Source organism: Tsukamurella tyrosinosolvens (genome assembly GCF_900104775.1).
Lineage (GTDB): Bacteria > Actinomycetota > Actinomycetes > Mycobacteriales > Mycobacteriaceae > Tsukamurella > Tsukamurella tyrosinosolvens.
Genome location: NZ_FNSA01000003.1, coordinates 2,739,947 through 2,757,159, shown reverse-complemented (window position 1 = coordinate 2,757,159; position 17,213 = coordinate 2,739,947). Strand labels below are relative to the sequence as shown.

The 17,213-nt window shown below is 68.2% G+C and carries 47 protein-coding genes; 43 read left to right on the top strand and 4 right to left on the bottom strand.

Annotated elements, in window-relative coordinates; translation table 11 throughout:
- Window positions 1–23: 23 nt before the first annotated feature.
- The 42 genes from BLW32_RS15405 (at window position 24) to BLW32_RS15205 (ending at window position 15,327) form a co-directional block, all read left to right on the top strand.
- Window positions 24–230: a hypothetical protein gene (locus BLW32_RS15405; RefSeq protein WP_068742861.1), complete on the top strand. Its 207-nt coding sequence runs from the start codon at window positions 24–26 to the stop codon at window positions 228–230.
- Between the two features lie 27 nt (window positions 231–257).
- A complete protein-coding gene (locus BLW32_RS15400) occupies window positions 258–482 on the top strand; it encodes a hypothetical protein (RefSeq protein ID WP_139286197.1) in 225 nt (74 codons plus the stop codon).
- Window positions 479–853, top strand: a complete 375-nt coding sequence (locus BLW32_RS15395) for a hypothetical protein (RefSeq protein WP_068742863.1) — start codon at window positions 479–481, stop codon at window positions 851–853. The genes BLW32_RS15400 and BLW32_RS15395 overlap by 4 nt, the downstream gene beginning before the upstream one ends.
- A gap of 2 nt (window positions 854–855) precedes the next feature.
- A complete protein-coding gene (locus tag BLW32_RS15390; protein ID WP_068742864.1) occupies window positions 856–1,170 on the top strand; it encodes a hypothetical protein in 315 nt (104 codons plus the stop codon).
- A 2-nt stretch (window positions 1,171–1,172) separates the two neighbouring features.
- On the top strand, window positions 1,173–1,364 hold the full coding sequence (locus BLW32_RS15385; RefSeq protein WP_068742865.1) for a hypothetical protein: 192 nt from the start codon (window positions 1,173–1,175) through the stop codon (window positions 1,362–1,364).
- 217 nt (window positions 1,365–1,581) lie between these two features.
- The gene (locus BLW32_RS15380) at window positions 1,582–1,830 is read left to right on the top strand and encodes a hypothetical protein (RefSeq protein ID WP_068742866.1); all 249 of its coding nucleotides are present in this window, start codon (window positions 1,582–1,584) and stop codon (window positions 1,828–1,830) included.
- Window positions 1,827–2,186, top strand: a complete 360-nt coding sequence (locus BLW32_RS15375) for a hypothetical protein (RefSeq protein WP_139286196.1) — start codon at window positions 1,827–1,829, stop codon at window positions 2,184–2,186. The genes BLW32_RS15380 and BLW32_RS15375 overlap by 4 nt, the downstream gene beginning before the upstream one ends.
- Window positions 2,187–2,201: 15 nt before the next feature.
- On the top strand, window positions 2,202–2,498 hold the full coding sequence (locus BLW32_RS15370; RefSeq protein ID WP_068742868.1) for a hypothetical protein: 297 nt from the start codon (window positions 2,202–2,204) through the stop codon (window positions 2,496–2,498).
- Window positions 2,499–2,515: 17 nt separating this feature from the next.
- Window positions 2,516–2,746 (top strand): hypothetical protein, encoded by a 231-nt coding sequence (locus BLW32_RS15365; protein ID WP_068742869.1) that lies wholly within the window; start codon window positions 2,516–2,518, stop codon window positions 2,744–2,746.
- A complete protein-coding gene (locus tag BLW32_RS15360; protein WP_068742870.1) occupies window positions 2,737–3,084 on the top strand; it encodes a hypothetical protein in 348 nt (115 codons plus the stop codon). The genes BLW32_RS15365 and BLW32_RS15360 overlap by 10 nt, the downstream gene beginning before the upstream one ends.
- A 17-nt stretch (window positions 3,085–3,101) precedes the next feature.
- Window positions 3,102–3,344: a hypothetical protein gene (locus BLW32_RS15355; RefSeq protein ID WP_068742871.1), complete on the top strand. Its 243-nt coding sequence runs from the start codon at window positions 3,102–3,104 to the stop codon at window positions 3,342–3,344.
- Window positions 3,345–3,366: 22 nt separating this feature from the next.
- The gene (locus BLW32_RS15350; RefSeq protein ID WP_068742872.1) at window positions 3,367–3,639 is read left to right on the top strand and encodes a hypothetical protein; all 273 of its coding nucleotides are present in this window, start codon (window positions 3,367–3,369) and stop codon (window positions 3,637–3,639) included.
- A 14-nt stretch (window positions 3,640–3,653) separates the two neighbouring features.
- Window positions 3,654–3,959, top strand: a complete 306-nt coding sequence (locus BLW32_RS15345) for a hypothetical protein (RefSeq protein WP_068742873.1) — start codon at window positions 3,654–3,656, stop codon at window positions 3,957–3,959.
- Window positions 3,956–4,201 carry a hypothetical protein gene (locus BLW32_RS15340; protein WP_068742874.1) on the top strand — a complete coding sequence of 82 codons (246 nt, stop codon included), beginning with the start codon at window positions 3,956–3,958 and terminating at the stop codon, window positions 4,199–4,201. Before BLW32_RS15345 ends, BLW32_RS15340 begins: the two co-directional genes overlap by 4 nt.
- Before the next feature lie 74 nt (window positions 4,202–4,275).
- The gene (locus tag BLW32_RS15335; RefSeq protein WP_068742875.1) at window positions 4,276–4,548 is read left to right on the top strand and encodes a hypothetical protein; all 273 of its coding nucleotides are present in this window, start codon (window positions 4,276–4,278) and stop codon (window positions 4,546–4,548) included.
- 22 nt (window positions 4,549–4,570) lie between these two features.
- Window positions 4,571–4,906, top strand: a complete 336-nt coding sequence (locus BLW32_RS15330) for a hypothetical protein (protein ID WP_068742876.1) — start codon at window positions 4,571–4,573, stop codon at window positions 4,904–4,906.
- Complete coding sequence (rnhA, locus tag BLW32_RS15325; protein WP_074850604.1) at window positions 4,906–5,475, top strand: ribonuclease HI; 570 nt, start codon at window positions 4,906–4,908, stop codon at window positions 5,473–5,475. The genes BLW32_RS15330 and rnhA overlap by 1 nt, the downstream gene beginning before the upstream one ends.
- On the top strand, window positions 5,472–5,711 hold the full coding sequence (locus tag BLW32_RS15320) for a hypothetical protein (protein WP_139286195.1): 240 nt from the start codon (window positions 5,472–5,474) through the stop codon (window positions 5,709–5,711). Before rnhA ends, BLW32_RS15320 begins: the two co-directional genes overlap by 4 nt.
- Window positions 5,708–6,037: a hypothetical protein gene (locus BLW32_RS15315; protein WP_139286194.1), complete on the top strand. Its 330-nt coding sequence runs from the start codon at window positions 5,708–5,710 to the stop codon at window positions 6,035–6,037. Before BLW32_RS15320 ends, BLW32_RS15315 begins: the two co-directional genes overlap by 4 nt.
- 93 nt (window positions 6,038–6,130) lie before the next feature.
- The gene (locus BLW32_RS15310; RefSeq protein WP_068742879.1) at window positions 6,131–6,364 is read left to right on the top strand and encodes a hypothetical protein; all 234 of its coding nucleotides are present in this window, start codon (window positions 6,131–6,133) and stop codon (window positions 6,362–6,364) included.
- Window positions 6,365–6,561: 197 nt separating this feature from the next.
- Window positions 6,562–6,750, top strand: a complete 189-nt coding sequence (locus BLW32_RS15305) for a hypothetical protein (protein ID WP_068742880.1) — start codon at window positions 6,562–6,564, stop codon at window positions 6,748–6,750.
- Between the two features lie 578 nt (window positions 6,751–7,328).
- Window positions 7,329–7,499 (top strand): hypothetical protein, encoded by a 171-nt coding sequence (locus BLW32_RS27690; protein ID WP_156486441.1) that lies wholly within the window; start codon window positions 7,329–7,331, stop codon window positions 7,497–7,499.
- An 85-nt stretch (window positions 7,500–7,584) separates the two neighbouring features.
- Window positions 7,585–7,746 (top strand): hypothetical protein, encoded by a 162-nt coding sequence (locus BLW32_RS27685; protein ID WP_156486442.1) that lies wholly within the window; start codon window positions 7,585–7,587, stop codon window positions 7,744–7,746.
- Window positions 7,746–8,117: a hypothetical protein gene (locus BLW32_RS15295; protein ID WP_068742881.1), complete on the top strand. Its 372-nt coding sequence runs from the start codon at window positions 7,746–7,748 to the stop codon at window positions 8,115–8,117. Before BLW32_RS27685 ends, BLW32_RS15295 begins: the two co-directional genes overlap by 1 nt.
- A 259-nt stretch (window positions 8,118–8,376) precedes the next feature.
- Entirely contained in the window at window positions 8,377–8,613 is a 237-nt protein-coding gene (locus tag BLW32_RS15285) for a hypothetical protein (protein ID WP_068742883.1), read from the top strand.
- A gap of 28 nt (window positions 8,614–8,641) precedes the next feature.
- A complete protein-coding gene (locus tag BLW32_RS15280; protein WP_068742884.1) occupies window positions 8,642–8,866 on the top strand; it encodes a hypothetical protein in 225 nt (74 codons plus the stop codon).
- Window positions 8,863–9,237, top strand: coding sequence for a hypothetical protein (locus tag BLW32_RS15275; protein WP_139286193.1), 375 nt, complete (start codon window positions 8,863–8,865; stop codon window positions 9,235–9,237). The genes BLW32_RS15280 and BLW32_RS15275 overlap by 4 nt, the downstream gene beginning before the upstream one ends.
- A 68-nt stretch (window positions 9,238–9,305) precedes the next feature.
- Window positions 9,306–9,578: a hypothetical protein gene (locus BLW32_RS15270; RefSeq protein ID WP_074850598.1), complete on the top strand. Its 273-nt coding sequence runs from the start codon at window positions 9,306–9,308 to the stop codon at window positions 9,576–9,578.
- Complete coding sequence (locus tag BLW32_RS15265; protein WP_068742887.1) at window positions 9,575–9,892, top strand: hypothetical protein; 318 nt, start codon at window positions 9,575–9,577, stop codon at window positions 9,890–9,892. The genes BLW32_RS15270 and BLW32_RS15265 overlap by 4 nt, the downstream gene beginning before the upstream one ends.
- Before the next feature lie 46 nt (window positions 9,893–9,938).
- Window positions 9,939–10,676, top strand: a complete 738-nt coding sequence (locus tag BLW32_RS15260; protein ID WP_074850595.1) for a dATP/dGTP pyrophosphohydrolase domain-containing protein — start codon at window positions 9,939–9,941, stop codon at window positions 10,674–10,676.
- The gene (locus tag BLW32_RS15255) at window positions 10,673–10,855 is read left to right on the top strand and encodes a hypothetical protein (RefSeq protein ID WP_068742888.1); all 183 of its coding nucleotides are present in this window, start codon (window positions 10,673–10,675) and stop codon (window positions 10,853–10,855) included. The genes BLW32_RS15260 and BLW32_RS15255 overlap by 4 nt, the downstream gene beginning before the upstream one ends.
- Window positions 10,856–10,932: 77 nt before the next feature.
- Window positions 10,933–11,499, top strand: a complete 567-nt coding sequence (locus BLW32_RS15250; RefSeq protein WP_139286192.1) for a hypothetical protein — start codon at window positions 10,933–10,935, stop codon at window positions 11,497–11,499.
- Window positions 11,500–11,576: 77 nt separating this feature from the next.
- Window positions 11,577–11,867 (top strand): hypothetical protein, encoded by a 291-nt coding sequence (locus BLW32_RS15245; RefSeq protein ID WP_068742890.1) that lies wholly within the window; start codon window positions 11,577–11,579, stop codon window positions 11,865–11,867.
- The gene (locus tag BLW32_RS27680) at window positions 11,860–12,006 is read left to right on the top strand and encodes a hypothetical protein (protein WP_156486443.1); all 147 of its coding nucleotides are present in this window, start codon (window positions 11,860–11,862) and stop codon (window positions 12,004–12,006) included. The genes BLW32_RS15245 and BLW32_RS27680 overlap by 8 nt, the downstream gene beginning before the upstream one ends.
- The gene (locus BLW32_RS27675) at window positions 12,003–12,602 is read left to right on the top strand and encodes a hypothetical protein (RefSeq protein ID WP_068742891.1); all 600 of its coding nucleotides are present in this window, start codon (window positions 12,003–12,005) and stop codon (window positions 12,600–12,602) included. The genes BLW32_RS27680 and BLW32_RS27675 overlap by 4 nt, the downstream gene beginning before the upstream one ends.
- Window positions 12,599–12,898: a hypothetical protein gene (locus BLW32_RS15235; protein ID WP_068742892.1), complete on the top strand. Its 300-nt coding sequence runs from the start codon at window positions 12,599–12,601 to the stop codon at window positions 12,896–12,898. Before BLW32_RS27675 ends, BLW32_RS15235 begins: the two co-directional genes overlap by 4 nt.
- Window positions 12,899–13,118: 220 nt before the next feature.
- The gene (locus BLW32_RS15230) at window positions 13,119–13,310 is read left to right on the top strand and encodes a hypothetical protein (protein ID WP_068742893.1); all 192 of its coding nucleotides are present in this window, start codon (window positions 13,119–13,121) and stop codon (window positions 13,308–13,310) included.
- Window positions 13,311–13,354: 44 nt separating this feature from the next.
- Entirely contained in the window at window positions 13,355–14,032 is a 678-nt protein-coding gene (locus BLW32_RS15225) for a hypothetical protein (protein ID WP_139286191.1), read from the top strand.
- Window positions 14,033–14,191: 159 nt separating this feature from the next.
- Complete coding sequence (locus BLW32_RS15220) at window positions 14,192–14,371, top strand: hypothetical protein (RefSeq protein WP_068742895.1); 180 nt, start codon at window positions 14,192–14,194, stop codon at window positions 14,369–14,371.
- 31 nt (window positions 14,372–14,402) lie between these two features.
- The gene (locus tag BLW32_RS15215) at window positions 14,403–14,582 is read left to right on the top strand and encodes a hypothetical protein (RefSeq protein ID WP_068742896.1); all 180 of its coding nucleotides are present in this window, start codon (window positions 14,403–14,405) and stop codon (window positions 14,580–14,582) included.
- Window positions 14,579–14,785 (top strand): hypothetical protein, encoded by a 207-nt coding sequence (locus BLW32_RS15210; RefSeq protein ID WP_068742897.1) that lies wholly within the window; start codon window positions 14,579–14,581, stop codon window positions 14,783–14,785. The genes BLW32_RS15215 and BLW32_RS15210 overlap by 4 nt, the downstream gene beginning before the upstream one ends.
- A gap of 155 nt (window positions 14,786–14,940) precedes the next feature.
- On the top strand, window positions 14,941–15,327 hold the full coding sequence (locus tag BLW32_RS15205; RefSeq protein WP_068742898.1) for a hypothetical protein: 387 nt from the start codon (window positions 14,941–14,943) through the stop codon (window positions 15,325–15,327).
- Window positions 15,328–15,356: 29 nt separating this feature from the next.
- Here the strand turns inward: BLW32_RS15205 and BLW32_RS15200 are convergent, their stop codons facing one another.
- Together BLW32_RS15200 and BLW32_RS15195 are read right to left on the bottom strand one after the other, a co-directional pair.
- A complete protein-coding gene (locus tag BLW32_RS15200) occupies window positions 15,357–15,662 on the bottom strand; it encodes a hypothetical protein (RefSeq protein ID WP_068742899.1) in 306 nt (101 codons plus the stop codon).
- A gap of 15 nt (window positions 15,663–15,677) precedes the next feature.
- A complete protein-coding gene (locus tag BLW32_RS15195) occupies window positions 15,678–16,022 on the bottom strand; it encodes a hypothetical protein (RefSeq protein WP_068742900.1) in 345 nt (114 codons plus the stop codon).
- 213 nt (window positions 16,023–16,235) lie between these two features.
- On the opposite strand from BLW32_RS15195, the gene BLW32_RS15190 reads away from it, so the two are divergent.
- The gene (locus BLW32_RS15190) at window positions 16,236–16,640 is read left to right on the top strand and encodes a hypothetical protein (RefSeq protein ID WP_068742901.1); all 405 of its coding nucleotides are present in this window, start codon (window positions 16,236–16,238) and stop codon (window positions 16,638–16,640) included.
- A gap of 18 nt (window positions 16,641–16,658) precedes the next feature.
- Here BLW32_RS15190 and BLW32_RS15185 read toward each other — a convergent pair whose 3' ends face one another.
- Window positions 16,659–16,844 carry a hypothetical protein gene (locus BLW32_RS15185; protein ID WP_068742902.1) on the bottom strand — a complete coding sequence of 62 codons (186 nt, stop codon included), beginning with the start codon at window positions 16,842–16,844 and terminating at the stop codon, window positions 16,659–16,661.
- A complete protein-coding gene (locus tag BLW32_RS15180; protein ID WP_068742903.1) occupies window positions 16,841–17,083 on the bottom strand; it encodes a hypothetical protein in 243 nt (80 codons plus the stop codon). Before BLW32_RS15180 ends, BLW32_RS15185 begins: the two co-directional genes overlap by 4 nt.
- Window positions 17,084–17,213 lie beyond the last annotated feature (130 nt).

The window sequence follows — 17,213 nt, the reverse complement described above, 5'->3', positions numbered from 1 at the left end:
TCCACGCGCGAGAGGAAGCCGCAATGTCGTTCAACACCCTTCCCGGGTTCAGCGAAGCCATCGCGGCAGCGGCGGGTCTCGAGAACTGCAACAGCCACGTCGAGCCCGAGTACCGGCGTGGTCAGGCCGAACTCATTGAGGCGCTGTTCGTACGCGACGACGATCCCGATCCGGCATCTCTCGAGGCCTACAAGTTCATCCGCAGCGAGATCACCGCCGCTCGAGGATGACCGCGGCCCGACAACGAAGGGAACACCTTGCCTGACACCGAGGTGCGCATCCGCACCGACTTCAAGGCGTCGACCCGCGCGATGGCTGGCGGCCTCGCCTACCACGCCAGTGAGTCCGAATCGAAGGCTGCGCTGGCGCAGATCGGACCGGGCGACACGTACGCCGAGACGTGGATCCGTGACCACCCCGACAGCAACTGGCGCCTGGAATCGGTCGAGCACCTCGGCCACACCGAAAGGACCTCTGCATGAGCCTGACTCGCGAGCAGCTCTACAACCGCATCGACAACATGAGCCTGGACGAGCTCGACCTCGTCATCACGAACGCCGGATCCGGATTCGATGTCGAGGAGAGCCCCGGTGGTCCCTTCGTCGCCGACATCGGCTCCAGTTGGGAGGTTCCCGACACCGCGGACGAGCGCGGCCGGCACCGCTTCGAGGCTGGCCCCTGGACCGCGTACGCCTACCACCCCTCCTACACAGCGCCGAACCGCCTCAACTACGCCCAGGAGCTCGAAGAGCTTCTCCGCGGCGATGTGGCCAAGGTGGTCGTCGGCGTGACCGGAGTCTTCGACGAGGCACGTGGCGACTGTTGGGTCTTCGGCATCCGGACGGAGGGCTGAGCATGCCCTCGCTGACCGAAGAGCAGCGCCAGCAGGTCCTGGACGATCTGGACAAGGGAACGAACGCCTTCGGGCCCTTGTCGTTCGCCATCCGCTCCCGCCTCAGCGCCGTGATCAACCACCAGTCTCAGGACACCTGGAACGACGCCTACTCGATCATCCTGGACGGCACCACCTTCGCAACTCTCTGGCAGGCTGTGCTCGAGCACACGGACTACGCCGTGACCAGCCGCGAGCTGGACGGCGCTTGGCCGCAGGTGCCCACCCAGGAACAGCTCCTCATCGCGCTGCACTTCGCTGTGCGAGAGGGAGCCTGACCATGGCGGAGTACGCGCAGTTCACACCCGCCGATGCGCACCCGATGGCTGCGGCAATCGCGGGCAGGGTCGAGATCGTCCGTGAGATCCCGGCCGACGAAATCATGGGCGACGTGCGGATGTTCGAGGTGCGCTCGGTCCGCACGGGTGCCGGCACGGACGCCTTCCTCGACGAGCTCACCTGGGAGGACTGACAGCAGTGCTCTTCGCACCTGGAGACCGTGTTCGATTCGCTCTCTGGCCGGACGGGAGGGTCCACACCGGAACCGTTGAAGAGGTGCGCGATCCGAAGCCCCAGATCGATCCGCGTTTCCGCATGACCACCGACGAGGAGCACCTCCTCGTCGGGATAGGCGGAGGTGGGCAAGCGCTTCTCGCTTTCCACGAAGCAACCCGAGTGGAGGACTGACGATGGCCGGATTCGACACCTGGATCGATACATTCATCGAGGAGAAGGGCCTCGACATCGAGCACCGCTTCGACGTCGAAGGTCCCGAGTGGGGCTGGAACTCGATCCCGTTCAGCATCGTGATCGACACGGCTAAGCACACGACGCCGGCCGAGCAGGCGCAGATCAAGAAGACCCTCGTCGACATCGACTTCCACAACGGTGACGCGATGCACTTCTTCGAGCATCTGGCGAAGGCGCTGGCCCGATGAGCGTGACACTCGACGAACTGGTGGAACGGATCGGGAACGCGGACTGGGGCCGCCTGCCGCTTCACGTGGCCGGCCGCGACGGGCATTTCGAGGTCGAGAACCGCGCATACAGCCCCAGCCGCATCGGCCTGGACCTGTTCGTTCCCGACCTGTCGTCCCGCGCCCCGCTCGGCGTGCCCTTTCAGTGGCAGGGCTTCACCTGCTGGATCCTCGACACGGACAGCCCGACTCCACCCCGAGAGCTGTACCTGCCGACGCTCACCACGGTCCTGGCTGCCGGCGATGTGGCGATCGTCGACCGCGAGCTCCTGGGGCCGGACTGGATCCTCGGGATCGCGCCGCTGACCACCACCTAGACAGAGGAGTACATCATGGGAGGACCCCGACCCGACTGGTGGCACCTCACCGCGCTCGTCACCGGGCCTACCGCCGAGGAGATCGGCGCCAGGACCGACGCCCGTGACGAGCTTCAGTGGGAGGCAGGCAACGACGACCGCTCAGCGCTCGTGTCCGTCCGCTACCTCGCGCAGTCAGCGACAATGCAGGGCGTGCTGATCCAGGGACGCGCCGCGTTACGCCGAGCGTTCGGCGACACCGCCAACACGATCGAGCCCACCGCGCTGCTCCGCGAGGAAGACGGCGCCGTCTACGACCCCGACGACCTCTGAACCGCAAGGAGAAGTCCATGCCGACCTTCACGCAAGCCCTCGCCGAGCTGAAAGCAGAGGGGGCGGCCCACGCCAGCGAGGCCGCAGTCATCGCCGGACTGTGCGACGGGCCGCTGCAGACCGTGTGCGGAGCCGTGTCGCCCAAGTTGGTCTTCGACGGCGCCATGAAGAAGGGGCTCAGCGTCACCGAGTTCAGCCACCTCATGGCGACCGATCCACGCGCGATAGCGGACCTGATGTGGCTGTAGGCGCAGGCGCGCCTGAGCACCGCTCGCACGTCGGCGTCCGGTACACCGGCGGCATGAAGATGGATGAGCTGGAGCAGGCCGCACGCGCGAACGGGTGGACCGAAGCAAGCGCCGACCGGGACATCTTCGGGGTCTACCGCTCCGCGTCATGGCGCAACGCCACCGAGGACGAGATCCTCCACGCTGTCGCCTACGGAGCCCCCGAACGCGCCGACTCGATCTCGTTCGTCGAGGTCAGCACAACCGACCCTCTCGGCTGGGCCGAGACGCGGATCGCCAGCTGGTCCGACGCCCAGAACAACCTCGACGACGCCGTCGCCCACATCCAGCAGAACTGACCCGTGAGGAGATCGACGTGTCCGAGTACTTCCCCGAGTTCCTCCGCAGCGAGGACGAAACCAAGCAGCACTGGACGGAGAGGGTCGACCGCGAGGCGGTGACGTTCTTCGATTCCCTTCCGGATAGGGAGATCCGCATACGCCAGGACATCACCGAACAGCAGATCACGATGGCCTTCGAACAAGGCAAGGACCACGCCCTGCTCGACCTGCAACGCCAAGACGAGGCGCTCCGTCTCGCGATGATGCGCCGACTCTGAGCGGCGACGAAGGAGAACACCGATGAGCCGCTGGTACCTGTCCGCATCCGTGCACGGCGATCTGGCCGAGCTCGCCGAGGCGTCCCGCCACCCCGGCCTCACCTGGATCGCCGGTGACGGCGACACCGCGCTGATCGCCGTCACCTTCGAGTTCGACTCCGACCGCGCCGCCAGCGCCCTCGACGCCGGCATGTCCGAACTCACGCACAGACTGGGCGCCGCGGCAACCACCATCACCGCGTCCGCTCTCGTACGAGAAGACGACGATGTGATCTTCGACCCCGACAACCTCTGACGAGAAGGAGCCCTGTGATCAACGACCAGTTCTGGAACCAGGTCCGCCTGGCGCTCGACGCAGCCTCCGGCGCGAGGACCGCGGACGAGCTCATCTCTGCAGTCAAGCGCGGTCCCAACCAGGACCACGGAGACCGGGGGGCCCAGGCCTTCTTCGCAGGGTCTGGCGGTGACCCCCAACTGGCCGACGTTCTCGCGGAATCCGACCACTGGGAGATCACCTGGGTCGAGGGCGACTACTGGTGGAAGGCCACCGCTCTCGCCGACGGCAGCATCATCGAGTACGTCGAAGGTGACCTCTACGTGCGGGAGCCGAAGTGAGCCGGATCAGCGCCGTCGAACCCGCAGATCTCTGCGAGGGAGACCTGATCGACCTCGTCCCGCTCCTGGACTGCGCGACCGGTCCGCTCTCCGTCACCGATCGCGCGGCCGCAACCAGCGGGTACGCGACGATCTTGTCGACCTCGAGGCACGGCGACATGATCTTCATCCGAACGGACATCCTCGACCTGCGCGTTCGAAATACGGATCGCGTCGACCTCCTGGTGGACGACCCCGACTGACACCCGGCGCAGGCCGCCGCGGCGCCCGCGCCGCCCTCGACCGACGGAGGCACACGCGAGTATCCGTAGCGGCCATGAGCAACCCGCTCGACGACATCGCCGACGACCTCGCGGCCGTTCACGCCGCCTTGCGCAAGCAGCGGCCAGCCAACAACATCGAAGAGCGCGTGCGCGCCAACGCGATCGCGGACGTGGAAGCACTCCAGGCAGCGCTACGCGGCCCGGACGCGCGTGTCGTGTTCCAGGAGATCGCCGCGCTCACCACCCGCGATAGCGTACGAACGCTCGCGCTCGATGCGATCGAGCACCTGCACGGCCCCACTCTGCTCGACCGACCTGCTTCCTGACCGACCACACCAAGGAGAGATCGTGACCGTCCCCCGGTTCTACTTCAGCATGGACGACGACCCGCAACTCTACGAGGCCGTCGGCTACGGCGACCGGTGGAACGGCTGGGCACGTCCGATCGTCACAGCCGAAGTCCTCGTCGAGGTGGCCGAGCACCTCGACCGCTTCGACGACGAGATGTCCCACACTCTGACCTTCGACGACGCCGGGGTCGCCACCATCGCCGAGCGGTACCGCGGCGGGCACGAGAAGTACGCCGAGCCCGGCGTCAGCTACGACTCCACTCTCGAACCCGACGCGAACGGTCACTACCTGCTGTACCTGGGGCTGACCCTGAACATGGAAGGCGACGACTGATGACCACCACCGAGGCCACCCTGAGCGGGATCACGATCTACACCGACGGTGCCTGCCACGGCAATCCGGGACCGGGTGGCTGGGGCGTGGTGCTTCGCTTCGGCGAGCACGAGAAGCAGCTCTACGGCGGCGACCCGTCGACCACGAACAATCGCATGGAGCTACTCGGGGCGATCACCGCACTCGAGGCCCTCACGGAGCAGCACCCGGTCACCCTGCACACCGACAGCCAGTACGTGATCAAAGGCATCACCGAGTGGCTGGCCGGCTGGAAGCGCCGCGGATGGAAGACCTCGAGCGGTGGCGCGGTGAAGAACGAGGACTTGTGGCGCCGGCTCGACGCCGTCGCCGGCGCCCACACGGTCGACTGGCGCTGGGTCAAGGGGCACGCCGGCCACGAGGGCAACGAGCTCGCGGACAGCCTCGCCACCCGCGGCGCCGTCGAGTTCGGCGGTTCCACGGGGGCTGTCGGCGCTCCGAAACAGGGGAGCCGTGGTGGTCGTGGCCGCCCTCGGCGCCGATCTGGCAGCGGCCTACGCAGTGGCGGAGCGGGGGCTGGGCGGTGGTGACCCGCGAACCACTCACCACCTTCGACCGCGCGGTTCTGGAAGTCATCAAGGAACACGGCTCGCTCGACTGGCACGCGCTCGTAGACACGGTGATCGCGCGGTGCGAGGACGGCACCATCGCGGCGCCGACGAAGTCGTTCCTCAGCGAGATCCGGAGGACACTGAGACGGCTGCACGAGCAGGGCGAGGTGCGGAGCGAGCTCGCCGGACTCACCACACCGGGCGGTCAGCGGTGAATGGGCCCATCGACGAAACGCGCTCGGACCTGTTCCCGCGCGCACGACGAGCTGCTCTGCGCCAGCTGCGCGCCCACGCCGAGCCAGGGGAGTGGGTGCCTGTCCAAGACACCCAGGGCGACAACCGCATCGCCGTCGCAGGCTTCGAGCGCACCCGCACCCTCGCCGAAGTGAGTGCAACCGGCTCCGACTACGGGCGGGCGAACGCGCTCTACCTCGCCGCTGCCGCGAGCTCGTTGATGGATGCCCTCGACGCCCTTGACGCAGTGGAAGGCGAACGCGACGCGTTACGCATGCAGCTGGCTGAACTTGGTGCGAGCGAGTAGCCAGTCGGCACGCGCCCGCCGTGCAGCCCATCTGGGGTATTCGCTTCGCGCCACGCACGCCCATGGCCCCACCCGCACGGCATCATCCCGCGCATGAGCGACCAGACGATCTACACCGACGACTACGGCGACGTCACCGAGCAGCAGTACCAGTTGTACCGCGAGAGCAACGTCTCCCCGGCCGACCACGATGAGCTGGTCGACATCTACGGCTCCGGCGACGTGGCGCGTGACCAGATCCTGGCCGCGGTCCGCGAGTTCACGCGGGGTGGCATGTACAGCTGCTGGGACATGGCGCAGGCAGCCCTCCAGCGCGGACTCCTCTAGGCCGGCATCGTGCCTACGAACTACCGCGATCCGGACACCGGCGCGCGCCTGCACGATGGCGCACTTGAGGGGCGGTTCCGCGACCGCGAGGCGACCCGGTCGCCCCGACATTCGAGGCATGGCTGGACATGGAGGTCGCCGACGGCAACCTCCAGGCGGACCTCGACTAGCTTCCGCCCCCGACAAGGAGGAACCCCATGAGCGACGAGTACCTGACTCCGGAAGCTGCCCGCGCCCGCTACATCGAGGAGCACGAACTCTCCGGGCTCGATGAGCAGACCCTCGAGCACCTCGTGCCCAAGTTCCCCAAGGGCACTCGCGAGTACGCACTGTACGCGGAGCAGCTCAACGCAGCGCTCGACGGCCTCCGGCGAGGCAAGTCGTGACGCCGCGGCCGCGCTGGCTCTTCACTCGACCGTGCGGTGTGCACGGCGCCTTTCGGCGCCGCTGTCGATCGCGATGGGCCAGCCGGCGCGCAGTCGCCGGCGACAGGGTCCGGGCCGCCCGCATGGCGGCGGAGCGGGAAGCGCTGCGGCGGTGACCGGCACGACACGCTCCCCGTTGCGCGCGAGTCGATGGGATGCCGCGGACCGACGGCGGTGCCCGTGCTGCAAGTGCACGGCGGTCGACTCTCGCGTCCCTCGGACTTGGGCGGTCTACACCTACTGGCAGTGCGGGGCGAGGTTCTGTCGCTGGCCGGCGCTGGAGCCGTACCTCGTCGACGCAGGGATCGCCTGCGCGGCGCACAGGAAGGAGTGGACCGCGTGAAGCCCCTCACCGAGAACACACCAGGGCGAACCCTTCTCGACTCCGCGGACGGTGGGACGTGCGCCGAGTGTGGGGGAGTGAGCGGCCGGCACCGGTTGGTCACGCGCACGGTCTCCGGCGGCAGGGGACACACGGCGTACGCGGGCCAGTTGACGAGCCCGTGCACGCGGGCAGCGAGTCGCGACGAGGCGCGCTGATGCCTGGCCGCATCGACCCGGACGGTGTTTGCATCGTCTGCGACATCACCTTCGTCTCGGCGATCGTCCGCGACCACGCGGCCGAGTGGAGCGTCGAGTACCTGTCGGACCGCAGTTCGATCGTCGTGGCGGAGACGTGCTCGTCTCTGTGCCGCGCCCGGCGCGGCTGATGCCAGCTGCGGGAGAGTGTGCCTTGCGCGGCAACGCCCGTCGCTATAGTCTCTAAAATAGAGAATTCAGCAGACGGAGGAAAGCATGCGTACCGCACTTGCCAGCCACGGGGGAGCAAGCCCTTACGAGGATCTCGCGACTGCGCTCCGCACGCTGCTCGGTTCGCCGGCGCATCGCGGCCGGGAGGTGGGATCGGCGCTCCCGCTCTCCCTCGCGCTGGCCCAGATCCTGTCCAGGGGTCTCTGATGCACGTCGGTCACGCCCTCATCGAACGGGTTCAGCGCGAGCACGTCTTCCAGTGCCCCGACTCGAACATCTACTGCCCGCACGGGGGCCCGGGAGAGTGTGCTGACGCGTACTGCCTGAGCTGCACCGAGGCGTGGCCCTGTGCGGCGCGTGTGCTGGCTGATGAGCTCGCCGGCCTCAGGACCGGCTACCTGCCAGCGCTCGTCGGCGCCGGCGGCGCTCTGCGGCGAATCGGAAGTCCCGTAGACGATGTTCAGATCGCGACGTTCCTCACCCGCAAGTACGCGCTGCGGTGGCCCGAGCGCGAGTTTGTCGTCGCCGTCGCGCGAGAGTATCCGCTCCAGGCGTGCGCCGCGGAGGTGCCGGCATGACGCGCATCCCCTTGCGGCTGCGCCTCTCGCGCCGTTCCCTCGAGCGAGGTGTCGATGCCTGACCTCCGCGTATCACACTCAGACGAAGGGCTTCTCGAGGTCCAGGACGAGGCCTCGCGCGCCTGGTGGACGGTCGGCCCGTCCGACATCCTCGGCGAGCGCGCGATCATCAGCGGAACCGGCCGCGCAGTCTCAACGGACGGTCCGACCGGTCGGCGCATCCTTCGTGCGGTCTCCATTTTCGAGAGCGAGAGCGCGCATGGCTGACCAGAGCGAGCTTCCCCTGACCGTCGAATCGCTCGGCTCGTCGCACCTGATCGTCCGCGAAGCCGGGAGCGGCCGGCGCTGGTCGGTGACCGTGCCGAACAAGCTCGGCTACCGGCTCATCTTGCCCGAGGGCATCGACTACGGAAGCCGCGCCGTGCGCCACGACGGACCACTTGGCCGGCGCATTCTCGCGGCTGTCGCCACCTACGACGCCCAGCACGCCAGCTGACCGACCAACCAGAAGGGAGAACATCCACATGGATCTGAACCTCACCGACGCCCAGCGCGACGAACTGCGGGCCCAGGCCTACGCGATCCTCTACCGCACCGACGGCCTCTACCCGCCGGGCGCCCGCGTCACCCGCAAACCGGGTAGCCCCAACTACACCGGCGTCGTGCTCCGTCCCAGCTTCGACCTGCTCGTCGCCCTCGACTCGGGCGGCGAAGAGACCGCGTCGCTGGACGCCTGGAAGCCCGCATGATGAGCCTGTACGCGGGGATGGACGCCGCTGCCGTGCGCGAACTGATCGAATCGCGACTCAGTGAGGAGCGAGCGCATCTGGGTACGGCCCGCGCCGCGGTCGCCAGCGCCTACTCCGAGCTCACCGTGGCGGGCCTGGTCGAAGGCACCGCTGGCCGGTTCTACGACCACGACTCCCCGGACAGCCCCCGCCAGCTGCGCCAGGAGGCGCAGCGCCGGCAGCAGATCGTCGCGGAGCTGACTCTGATGCTCGAGGCCCTGCGTTCGGGCGACCCGGCGGTCGCACTGAGCCTGTTCGCCTCGCAGACCACCAACCCGCTACTGGCCGCCGACGCCGAAGCGTTGGCGACAGCGCTGTCCCACGCCGCCTGAACGAGGGCGAAGTCAGGCACCCGAGCCTGTACGCAGCCCTCAACCCCCCAGCTGTCCAGGAGATTCAGATGCCCGACCTCGCAACCCTTCCCGTCGATGCCTTGACCGTCATGCCGGACGGGCGTGTGTACGCGCGGAACATGCGGGCGCTGTCGAGCCTTCCGGACGGGGCAGTGATCCGCGATGCCGAACCGCTGGTCGGCGAACTCGTGACCGAGGGCCGGCGCCGGGCGATCCTCTGGACCGGGGAGTCCGGGGCGAACTCACTCGCGGATGTCGTCTTCGATCCGACCCTCGGCGTCGAGGTGCTCGCCGGCCCGCCGAGAGCGGCGCGAGGATGACCGCCGCACTGCCGCTGTTTGGCGACGCCCGTGACTGGCGCGAGCTCCGTGACGAGCTCCGGCACAGCGCGACATGGCGACGAGATCAACCACGCGACACGCTGCTTCGCGTCGAGGGGTACGGGCACGCAGTGCGAATGGCCGAGGCCTCCGCGATGCAGTTCCTTGATGACCACGGATTCGCGCCGGCCGATCGTTCCGCGCGCCGCGTGCACCACGCGAGCGGGGGCCTTAGCGAGATCCGGTTCTGGTCAGGCCCTCACGGCGCCGAGGCCCGAACCACAACCAAGAAGGGAGGTGTGGACGATGCCTGAGAACGACACTGGTCCAGCTGTACTTGATGCCGCCTGCCTCGCGCACATGACTGCGTGGAACCTGGAGACTTTCGGCCCCGGCGCCCGCACGGAGGGGATTTTCGACCACATTCGCAAGGAGCTCAAGGAGATCCTCGGCGACCCGACCGACATCACCGAGTGGTCCGACCTGCTGCTCCTGGCGCTCAACGGAGCCATGCGCGCGGGCCACGAGCCGCAGCAGATCATCGACGCGATCAAGGCGAAGCAGGCGATCAACGAACAGCGCACCTGGCCGGACTGGCGGACTCAGGACCCGAACAAGGCGATCGAGCACGTCCGGCTCGTCGACGAGCCCGTCAACGAGCCGGACACGCCAGCGGCGGACCGGGCCCAGGACGAATGCTCGAACTGCGACGGCCGCAAGTGCATGGACTGCGTGTGCCGGCACTACCACGATGCGTGCGTCGAGGACTGCCCGCAGTGCTGCCCGGCTCCGCAGCCCCCGCAAGAGCACGCCGTGGAGCCCACGCGCGTGCAGCTTCTCCGTCTCCTGATCGACGAGCTGGTCGCCATCCTGACCAGCAACGGCGGGACGATGCGACGCGATGACGTTGCACCCGAGATCATTGGACGCACCGGATTGTCGCCGTCCGTGGTCTCGTACGTCATCAACTCGGCGGTCGCGGACGGACGCATCACCTCTTCCCTCCGCACGGGCATGCTCCAACTGGTGCGCGAGCCCGGTGCCGAACCGCTCCGACCCGACAACGGCCAATCCGACAACCGAGAGCGGAACCGATGATCGCGCTGCAGATCCTGGCCGGCGTCGCTGCGCTCGCCCTCCCATGCGGCGGACTGACAGCAACCCTTCACCACATGTACCGCTGCACCTGGCGCGAGGCCGCGCTCTACACCGCGGCGCTGCTGCTCGCCTTCGGAGTGCTCGTGGGGCTCAGTCTCCTCGCTGGAGGCATCTCATGACCTCCAGCGAGGAGACGCCCGGGCCCCGCGGCTGTTCCGGGTCGTCGCCAACAGCGGCTCGCAGGAGGTGGCCCGCGATGGGTAGGGCGCGCCGGCTTCGGCTCACCGTGGAGATCGAGGCGGGTCTTCGTGAGGGGTTCGGCTCCCCGCGCGGGGCGTACCTGCGGGTCGGCCGAACCAGGATCCAGCTGCGCGAGCGCCGCTCCACCGAGAAGTCCAGCCGGCCGTACTGGCGCCGGCCCGGCGACCGTGACCTTTCGGTCGAGTCGCGACTGCCGCTGCCCTGGAGCCTGATGCTGCAGCTCAACGAGAAGCAGCGCACGTACTCCGAGGTGGTCGGGTATACCGGGCCCGGGATCGACTACTTGCTCGACATGTTCGACCCGAACTTCAACGCGCTCGCCGCGGCGACACTGCGCTACCACCTGCACCTGTCGGTGAGCCCGTTCCAAGGCGAGGTCCGGGACCAGATGCAGGGTCTGCACGACCGGCTCCTCGAGCCGCGCCCGCGGCTGGCCGCCACCGATGAGGACCGCGAAACGCTGGCCCTCGTGAACCCGTACTGCACCGAGTACGACCCTCTCGGCTGGGACATCGCCGCCAACATCCAGAAGCGACGCGACGCGATGCACGACCGCTACTAGCAGCGACGGGCGGAATGGTTCGATCGCCAGAACCAGGCCCGCCACGACTTCGTCGACCAGATGGGGAGGCTCTTCTCGTGAGCATCCGATACGCCGCCCGCATCGTCACCCGCACTGCGTGGTGGCACCTCACCGCTCCACGCGGCTGGGTGTTTCTCGCAATCGACCGCCGCGCCGGCACCGCGCGCGTCTTCGAGTCCCGTTGGTGGCTGCGCGCCCGGCTGGCCGAGACGCTGACGCGCCTGGAGATCCGCGGCCGCCAAGGAGCGTGGACGCTGGACGGCCCGTTCCGCCGCGAGCAGCGCGACCGGAAGCTCGACTACTACGGCGTCCAGATCGACACCGCTACAGGAGACACGCATGAGTAGCCACGACTCCAAGCTGCTGGAACAGGCCGCGCAGGCGATCCTCGCGGGGGAGCCGTCCGCGGATCTCGTCCACGCAGCGATCGACGAATACCTCGATGACTGCATGCTGCGAGCCGGCGACCAGGGAGCGACGCAGTGACCGCGACTGACCCCATCGCCTGCCGATACCCCGCCAAGACGCTGTTCGCCGACGAGGATGCCGCGACCGCCGGTGCCGAGGCGATCCGCGCGAAAGTGGAGGCCGCCGGCCGTACGTACGACCAGCTGTACCCGTACCGGTGCCCGGGCGCTGACCACTGGCACCTTTCGAGCAAGCGGCAGGGCATCTCGACCTGCCCGATTTGTCACCGGACCGGTACCGCCGCCTGGCACACCGGTGAGGTTTGGGTGATCAGCGCGCACGAGTACGACTGGGAGCCGTGCGAGGGGCAGGGAGCGGTGGCGCAGAACCCGCTGCTGGAGCAGGCGCGGCACGCGGTGGAGCCGGAGGAGGGGTTCGGCATCGGGGCGTCGCAGTCCGTCCAGAGCGCGGTGGACAGTGCGCTCGATGCGTGGGAAGACGACATCGCTGAGTTGGTCCGAGCGCGACGCCGCGCGAACGCCGCCGAACGCGAGGTCGAAAGGCTTCGTAGTGAGCTGGCAGACCAGCGGGCGTCTGCACCCGACTCGCTGCACGAAACCACGGCGGCGAAAGCTGCGCCCAGCACCCACACCCCGGAAGGGACAGCGGAATGACCCTCAGCAGCATCGAGCGCGCCCGTCGAGCTCTGGAGGCCGACTTGCTCGGCAAGAACGCTCACGACCTCGGATGGCCAGACCTCGACACTATGGCCGCGTACATCGTCCAGGTGCTCGAAGGCGGAGAAGACATCGCAGGGTTCGTGAACGTCGACGCAGCCCGCATCGCTCTCGGCGAGATGTTCGACGGGCGCGACATGCGTGAATACGGCTGGCCCAACGCCGCCGCCTTCGCGCAGTCCCTCGCCGAGGCGATCGCGCCAGACGCGTCGCCGGTGGAGCACAGCCGATAGACCCGACCCCGCCCCGAGGAGACGCCATGCCCGAGTGCCCCACGACCGGCAAGCGGTGCCCCGAATGCGGAGCGCTGCAGCCGGAACACCAGCTCGTCCACGAACGCCACCCCGAGGCACCCGACGACTGGGTAGGCACCAGCAGGCCTTGCTCTCGCGCACCCGAAGGCACGGGCACCCGGTGACCGCGCCTAGACCCGACCATCTTCGAGGAGGCCCCGTGCCCGACCATCACAAGTTCCCCACCGACACCCGTGTCCGATTCGATGTTGCCTCGAGCTCGCCGAACCCGCCGGGCACGGTCGTGAACGGGACACCGAACCGAGAAGGTCAGATCCTCGTAGCCTGGGACGGTCTCGGCACCCATTTCGAGGATCCCGCGGATCTTGCGCTCGTCGAGGACGCGGCGTGATCGATCCAGAGTGCACCGCCAAGCTTGCGGGGGATGCGCGGTCCATGGCCGCATCCAGCGAGCTGCCCTTGCCGGTGCGGGCGATGCTGAGTGACCTGGCTGTCGCCGTTGAGTCGGCGAGCGCCTCGCGCGATGACGAGGACCGCATCGCCCTCCGCCGAGTTCGCCGCGCGCTCGCCGCCCACCCGCGGTGCGACACCCACCACGATGACGACCCGGTCAGCTGCGGATGGAAGCACGTCGTTCGATCCGTGCAAGCGGCAATCGACGATCACTCGCCGGCTATCGGGGTCGACGCCGACAACGCTCGCCTGTACCGGGCCCTCGCAGAGGTGCGCGAAAAGCACGCACAGACGGCGGAGATGCTCGAGATCGCTCTTCAAGACGCTGCCGCGGTGCTGGGGATGGATGACAGCCTCCTCCTGGATGCCGACGTGATGAAGAAGCTGAGTGCCGCCGCGGAGCGCGCGGGAACCGAGTTGTCGCCAGCCGGTCTCGACGCACTCCCCAAGGACACCGTGGTGCTGACTCGCGACCCGCGGCTCGTCCCGGCCGTCACACTCTGGATCCGCGCCGACGACGATCAGGATGGTGCGTGGTGGCGCATCGGCACCGACGACACGTTCCAGTCCGACGACGTGCTATACGGCGACCCGCGCGAGGCCCGCGTCCTCTACGTGCCGGACGAAGTCCTGCTGTGTGAGGGGGACCGCGATGCCTGAGCGCACAGTCACCGTGTGTGATGCCTGCCTGACCGCGACTTGCTGGCAAGGGGAGTTCATGTGCCAGGCAGCGATCGGAGCCGGCACCACAGACCTGCCCCTCTCCAGGCTGCGGAAGCTCAATCGTGAACACCCGGACCGGTGGAAGGTGGCGAGCTGATGCCCGGGCTGAACGAGTGCCGGCTCCCGGACGTGCTCGATGTGCTCGCACGACGGCTGGACGAGGATCCGACGATCGGCTTCGCCCAGCGCTACCGCGCTGGGCGCTTCATCGCCGCACTGCGTGCTCGCCGCGAGAAGTGCCCCAAGAGGCAGTCCTACGACCACCCTGTGGACTGAGCCGAACCATCAAGAGGGAGGACCCCGACCAATGAGCAAGTACGTCGAAGAGTCGCTCATCATCGCGGCCCTGGAATCCGACCGCGAGGAGGTGCAACGTCTCGTGGGCGACATGCTTCCCGGCGAGCGCAGGGCACTCCTTGACGCGATCGAGCTGGTCGAAGAGGAGCTTGAGGCGGCGCCGGAGCAGCCCGGAAAGGGGCAGCCGTGACGCCGACGGAGAAGTACAGCGCGGCGATCCTGCCGTCGTTCGAGCAACCCGGGCAGTGGTTCTGGCAAGTGCTGGAGAACGGCCCGGCCGGCTCGCTCGGAGAGAACACGGGGACGGTGGTCGAGTCCGGGTACCGCAGCAGCGAGAAGGGCGCCGAGACGGCGGCACTCGCGGCGCTCATCCGCTGGCGCTCGACCGAGTAGGGTGCTCTCGCCGCAGGCGTTCTGACGCACCAGCAGTGCTGTTGACCTGCGCGTGTCGCGTCCCTGACGGTCCGAAAAGTCGTCGAGAAAAGGTGGCCGATTCTGCGGCAGACTGATAGTCGGAACGACCAACCCGACTCGAAGGAGCTCCACCCATGTCCGACACCATCATCAGCATTGCCACGGCCGGCCCGAACATCCCCAAACCCGTTCTCGTTCACCAGGGCGACCTGACGGTGGAGGGGCCGGTGGGGACCCACCGGTACCCCGCCGAGGTCTGGGAGATCTCGAACGGGTCCCGCTACGCGGTCATCACCCAGGTCGACGCCAACACGAGCCTGATCAACAACTCCGAGTCGGTCGCCAAGGCCGTGCACGGGGAGTTCGGCTTCGACACCACGATCATCGAGTACTGGCCCGAGCACCTCGGCGAGGACGCCTTCGCGATCAGCAACGAGCGCGGCGGGCATCGCGCCGTCGATCGTGAGGCGCTGCTGGCCGTAGGACTCGCGGTCCCGCACTGGGATTCCCCGGGCATCTGACCTGTGGGTGTCGCGTCCTCGGCGCTCGGTCAGCGGGCGTCGAGGACGACACGCTCCTGACGGTCGTGCGCTGCGCCCGCCTCGGCGGCGAACTCACGGAACTCCGCATTCGCGAGCGCTCCGATGCGCACGGATTCAGCGTTCCGGCGTACCAGGAGTTCGACGACGAGCTCGTCGGTGAACGAGCGTGTCGCCGCGATCAGGCCGGAGCAGTCGAGGCGAACCGCCGTGCCGGACAGGTCCGCTGGGACGTCGTCGAGCATTCGCTGGACGCGGTGGCGGGACCCGGCGAGCGCCGGGAGGGTGAGAGTGAAGGGGTGAGTCGCGCGCGTCATGACCGTTCCTGAGAGCTAGTGGACGCCGGGCACGGTGGCGTCTGGGTACTGCGTGCGGATGGCGGCCTTCTGGTCGTCGCTGAGGAACGCGCGCCACTCGCGGGCGATCGGATCGTAGAACGGGTGATTCGAGTTCGTCCGTGCCACGATCGCCCACCCGCGGCCGACGTTGTCCGACCCCGTCGAGACCATGCGGAACCCCATCGAGGCCACCAGATGAACCAGCTTCGCCTCGTCGAGCTCGGACGCGGCGATCGTGATCGGTGCGACGATGTGCGTGTTGGCATCGTTGTCGTCCCAGTGCACGATGACCTGCCTGTTGTCGCCGTCGAGCGCGATCGTGCAGTGGTACAGGCTCATCGAGGTCTCCGTTCGGGAAGGTGTGCGGATCTCGCGCAGTGTGCCTGACCGCCGGCCGTCTCGACGCAAGCGGCGCGCGTGCCGCATCTCTCCTCTTCGGGAGACAGGGAGGCGAAGTTGGCACCTCATGTGACCTGCAGGTGTCGCGTCCTTGATCAGGTGGCGCAGTCACGCAGGTGGCGAGTCCGGCTCTGGCCGAGTACCTTTCCGGAGATGCTGTACCCCGCTACGGCCGCGCTGCGCGCGGCGCGATCCGCCCGCGAGTCCCGCAGTGCTCTGGTCGACGCGGTGCGGCAGCGGACGCCGCCGAGGCTGATCGCCTGGGCCCTATCGACGGACGCGGCGGGTCTGGTAGAACAGCTCGAGCAGATCGCCTGCGACGTCGTGGATGCCCACGATTTTCGTGCCGGCGACGTGATCGTCCGATCGGCGGCGCGCCCGGGCTGTCTACTGTGGCGCGTGGCGGAGCCGTACCGGAGGCCATGCTTCCAACCGGAACCTCAGATCCTGCTGGAGTCCGGGACGCACCCGTTCGTGTTCACCGGCGATGCCGCGCAGTCGTTGGTCCCTGCCAGGGTGATTCGCGCTGCCGAGTGTCCGGCCGCGTCGTGCGCGTGACCGCGGCCGGCGGGATGGTCAGGCAGCGAGTCCGCTGACGTAGATCACGATGTCGTCGACCTTGTACATGCGCTGGTCTCCGGGCGAGGGAACCGCCTGAGCGCCCGGGTAGAGCCCCAGGTAGTTCTTGATCTCCTGGGCCGTGCCGCTGACGGTGTCGAAGAGCTCGGTGCCGCTGTAGACGGTCGCGGTGACAACGCTCATGTCGCGGTGACCTCCAGGATCTCGCGCCAGCTGACGGCGTCGAAGTCGAGCGCATCCAGCCAGCACTCGTCGGCTCGGGAGCGTACGAGCTGCTCGAGGATCGTCACTGCGTCGCCGACCGCGCCGGAGCGGAAGAAGGCGCCGGCGTCTGCGAGCGCGCCGGCGAGCGCGGGAGCGCTCTCGAGTGCGCGGACGACGTCGGCCGTGGCTGCTGTCGACCACGCGTGCGGGGAGGTCACGAGATGCCCTCGGCCGGATCGCGACGTGTGAGGCCGGCGCATCGCGCTCGCGAGTCGGTTGGTGTCATGGGCAGAGAGTGTCAGCCCGCTGCTGGATCAGCCGTCGACGGCGCGTTTGCGTATGCGCACC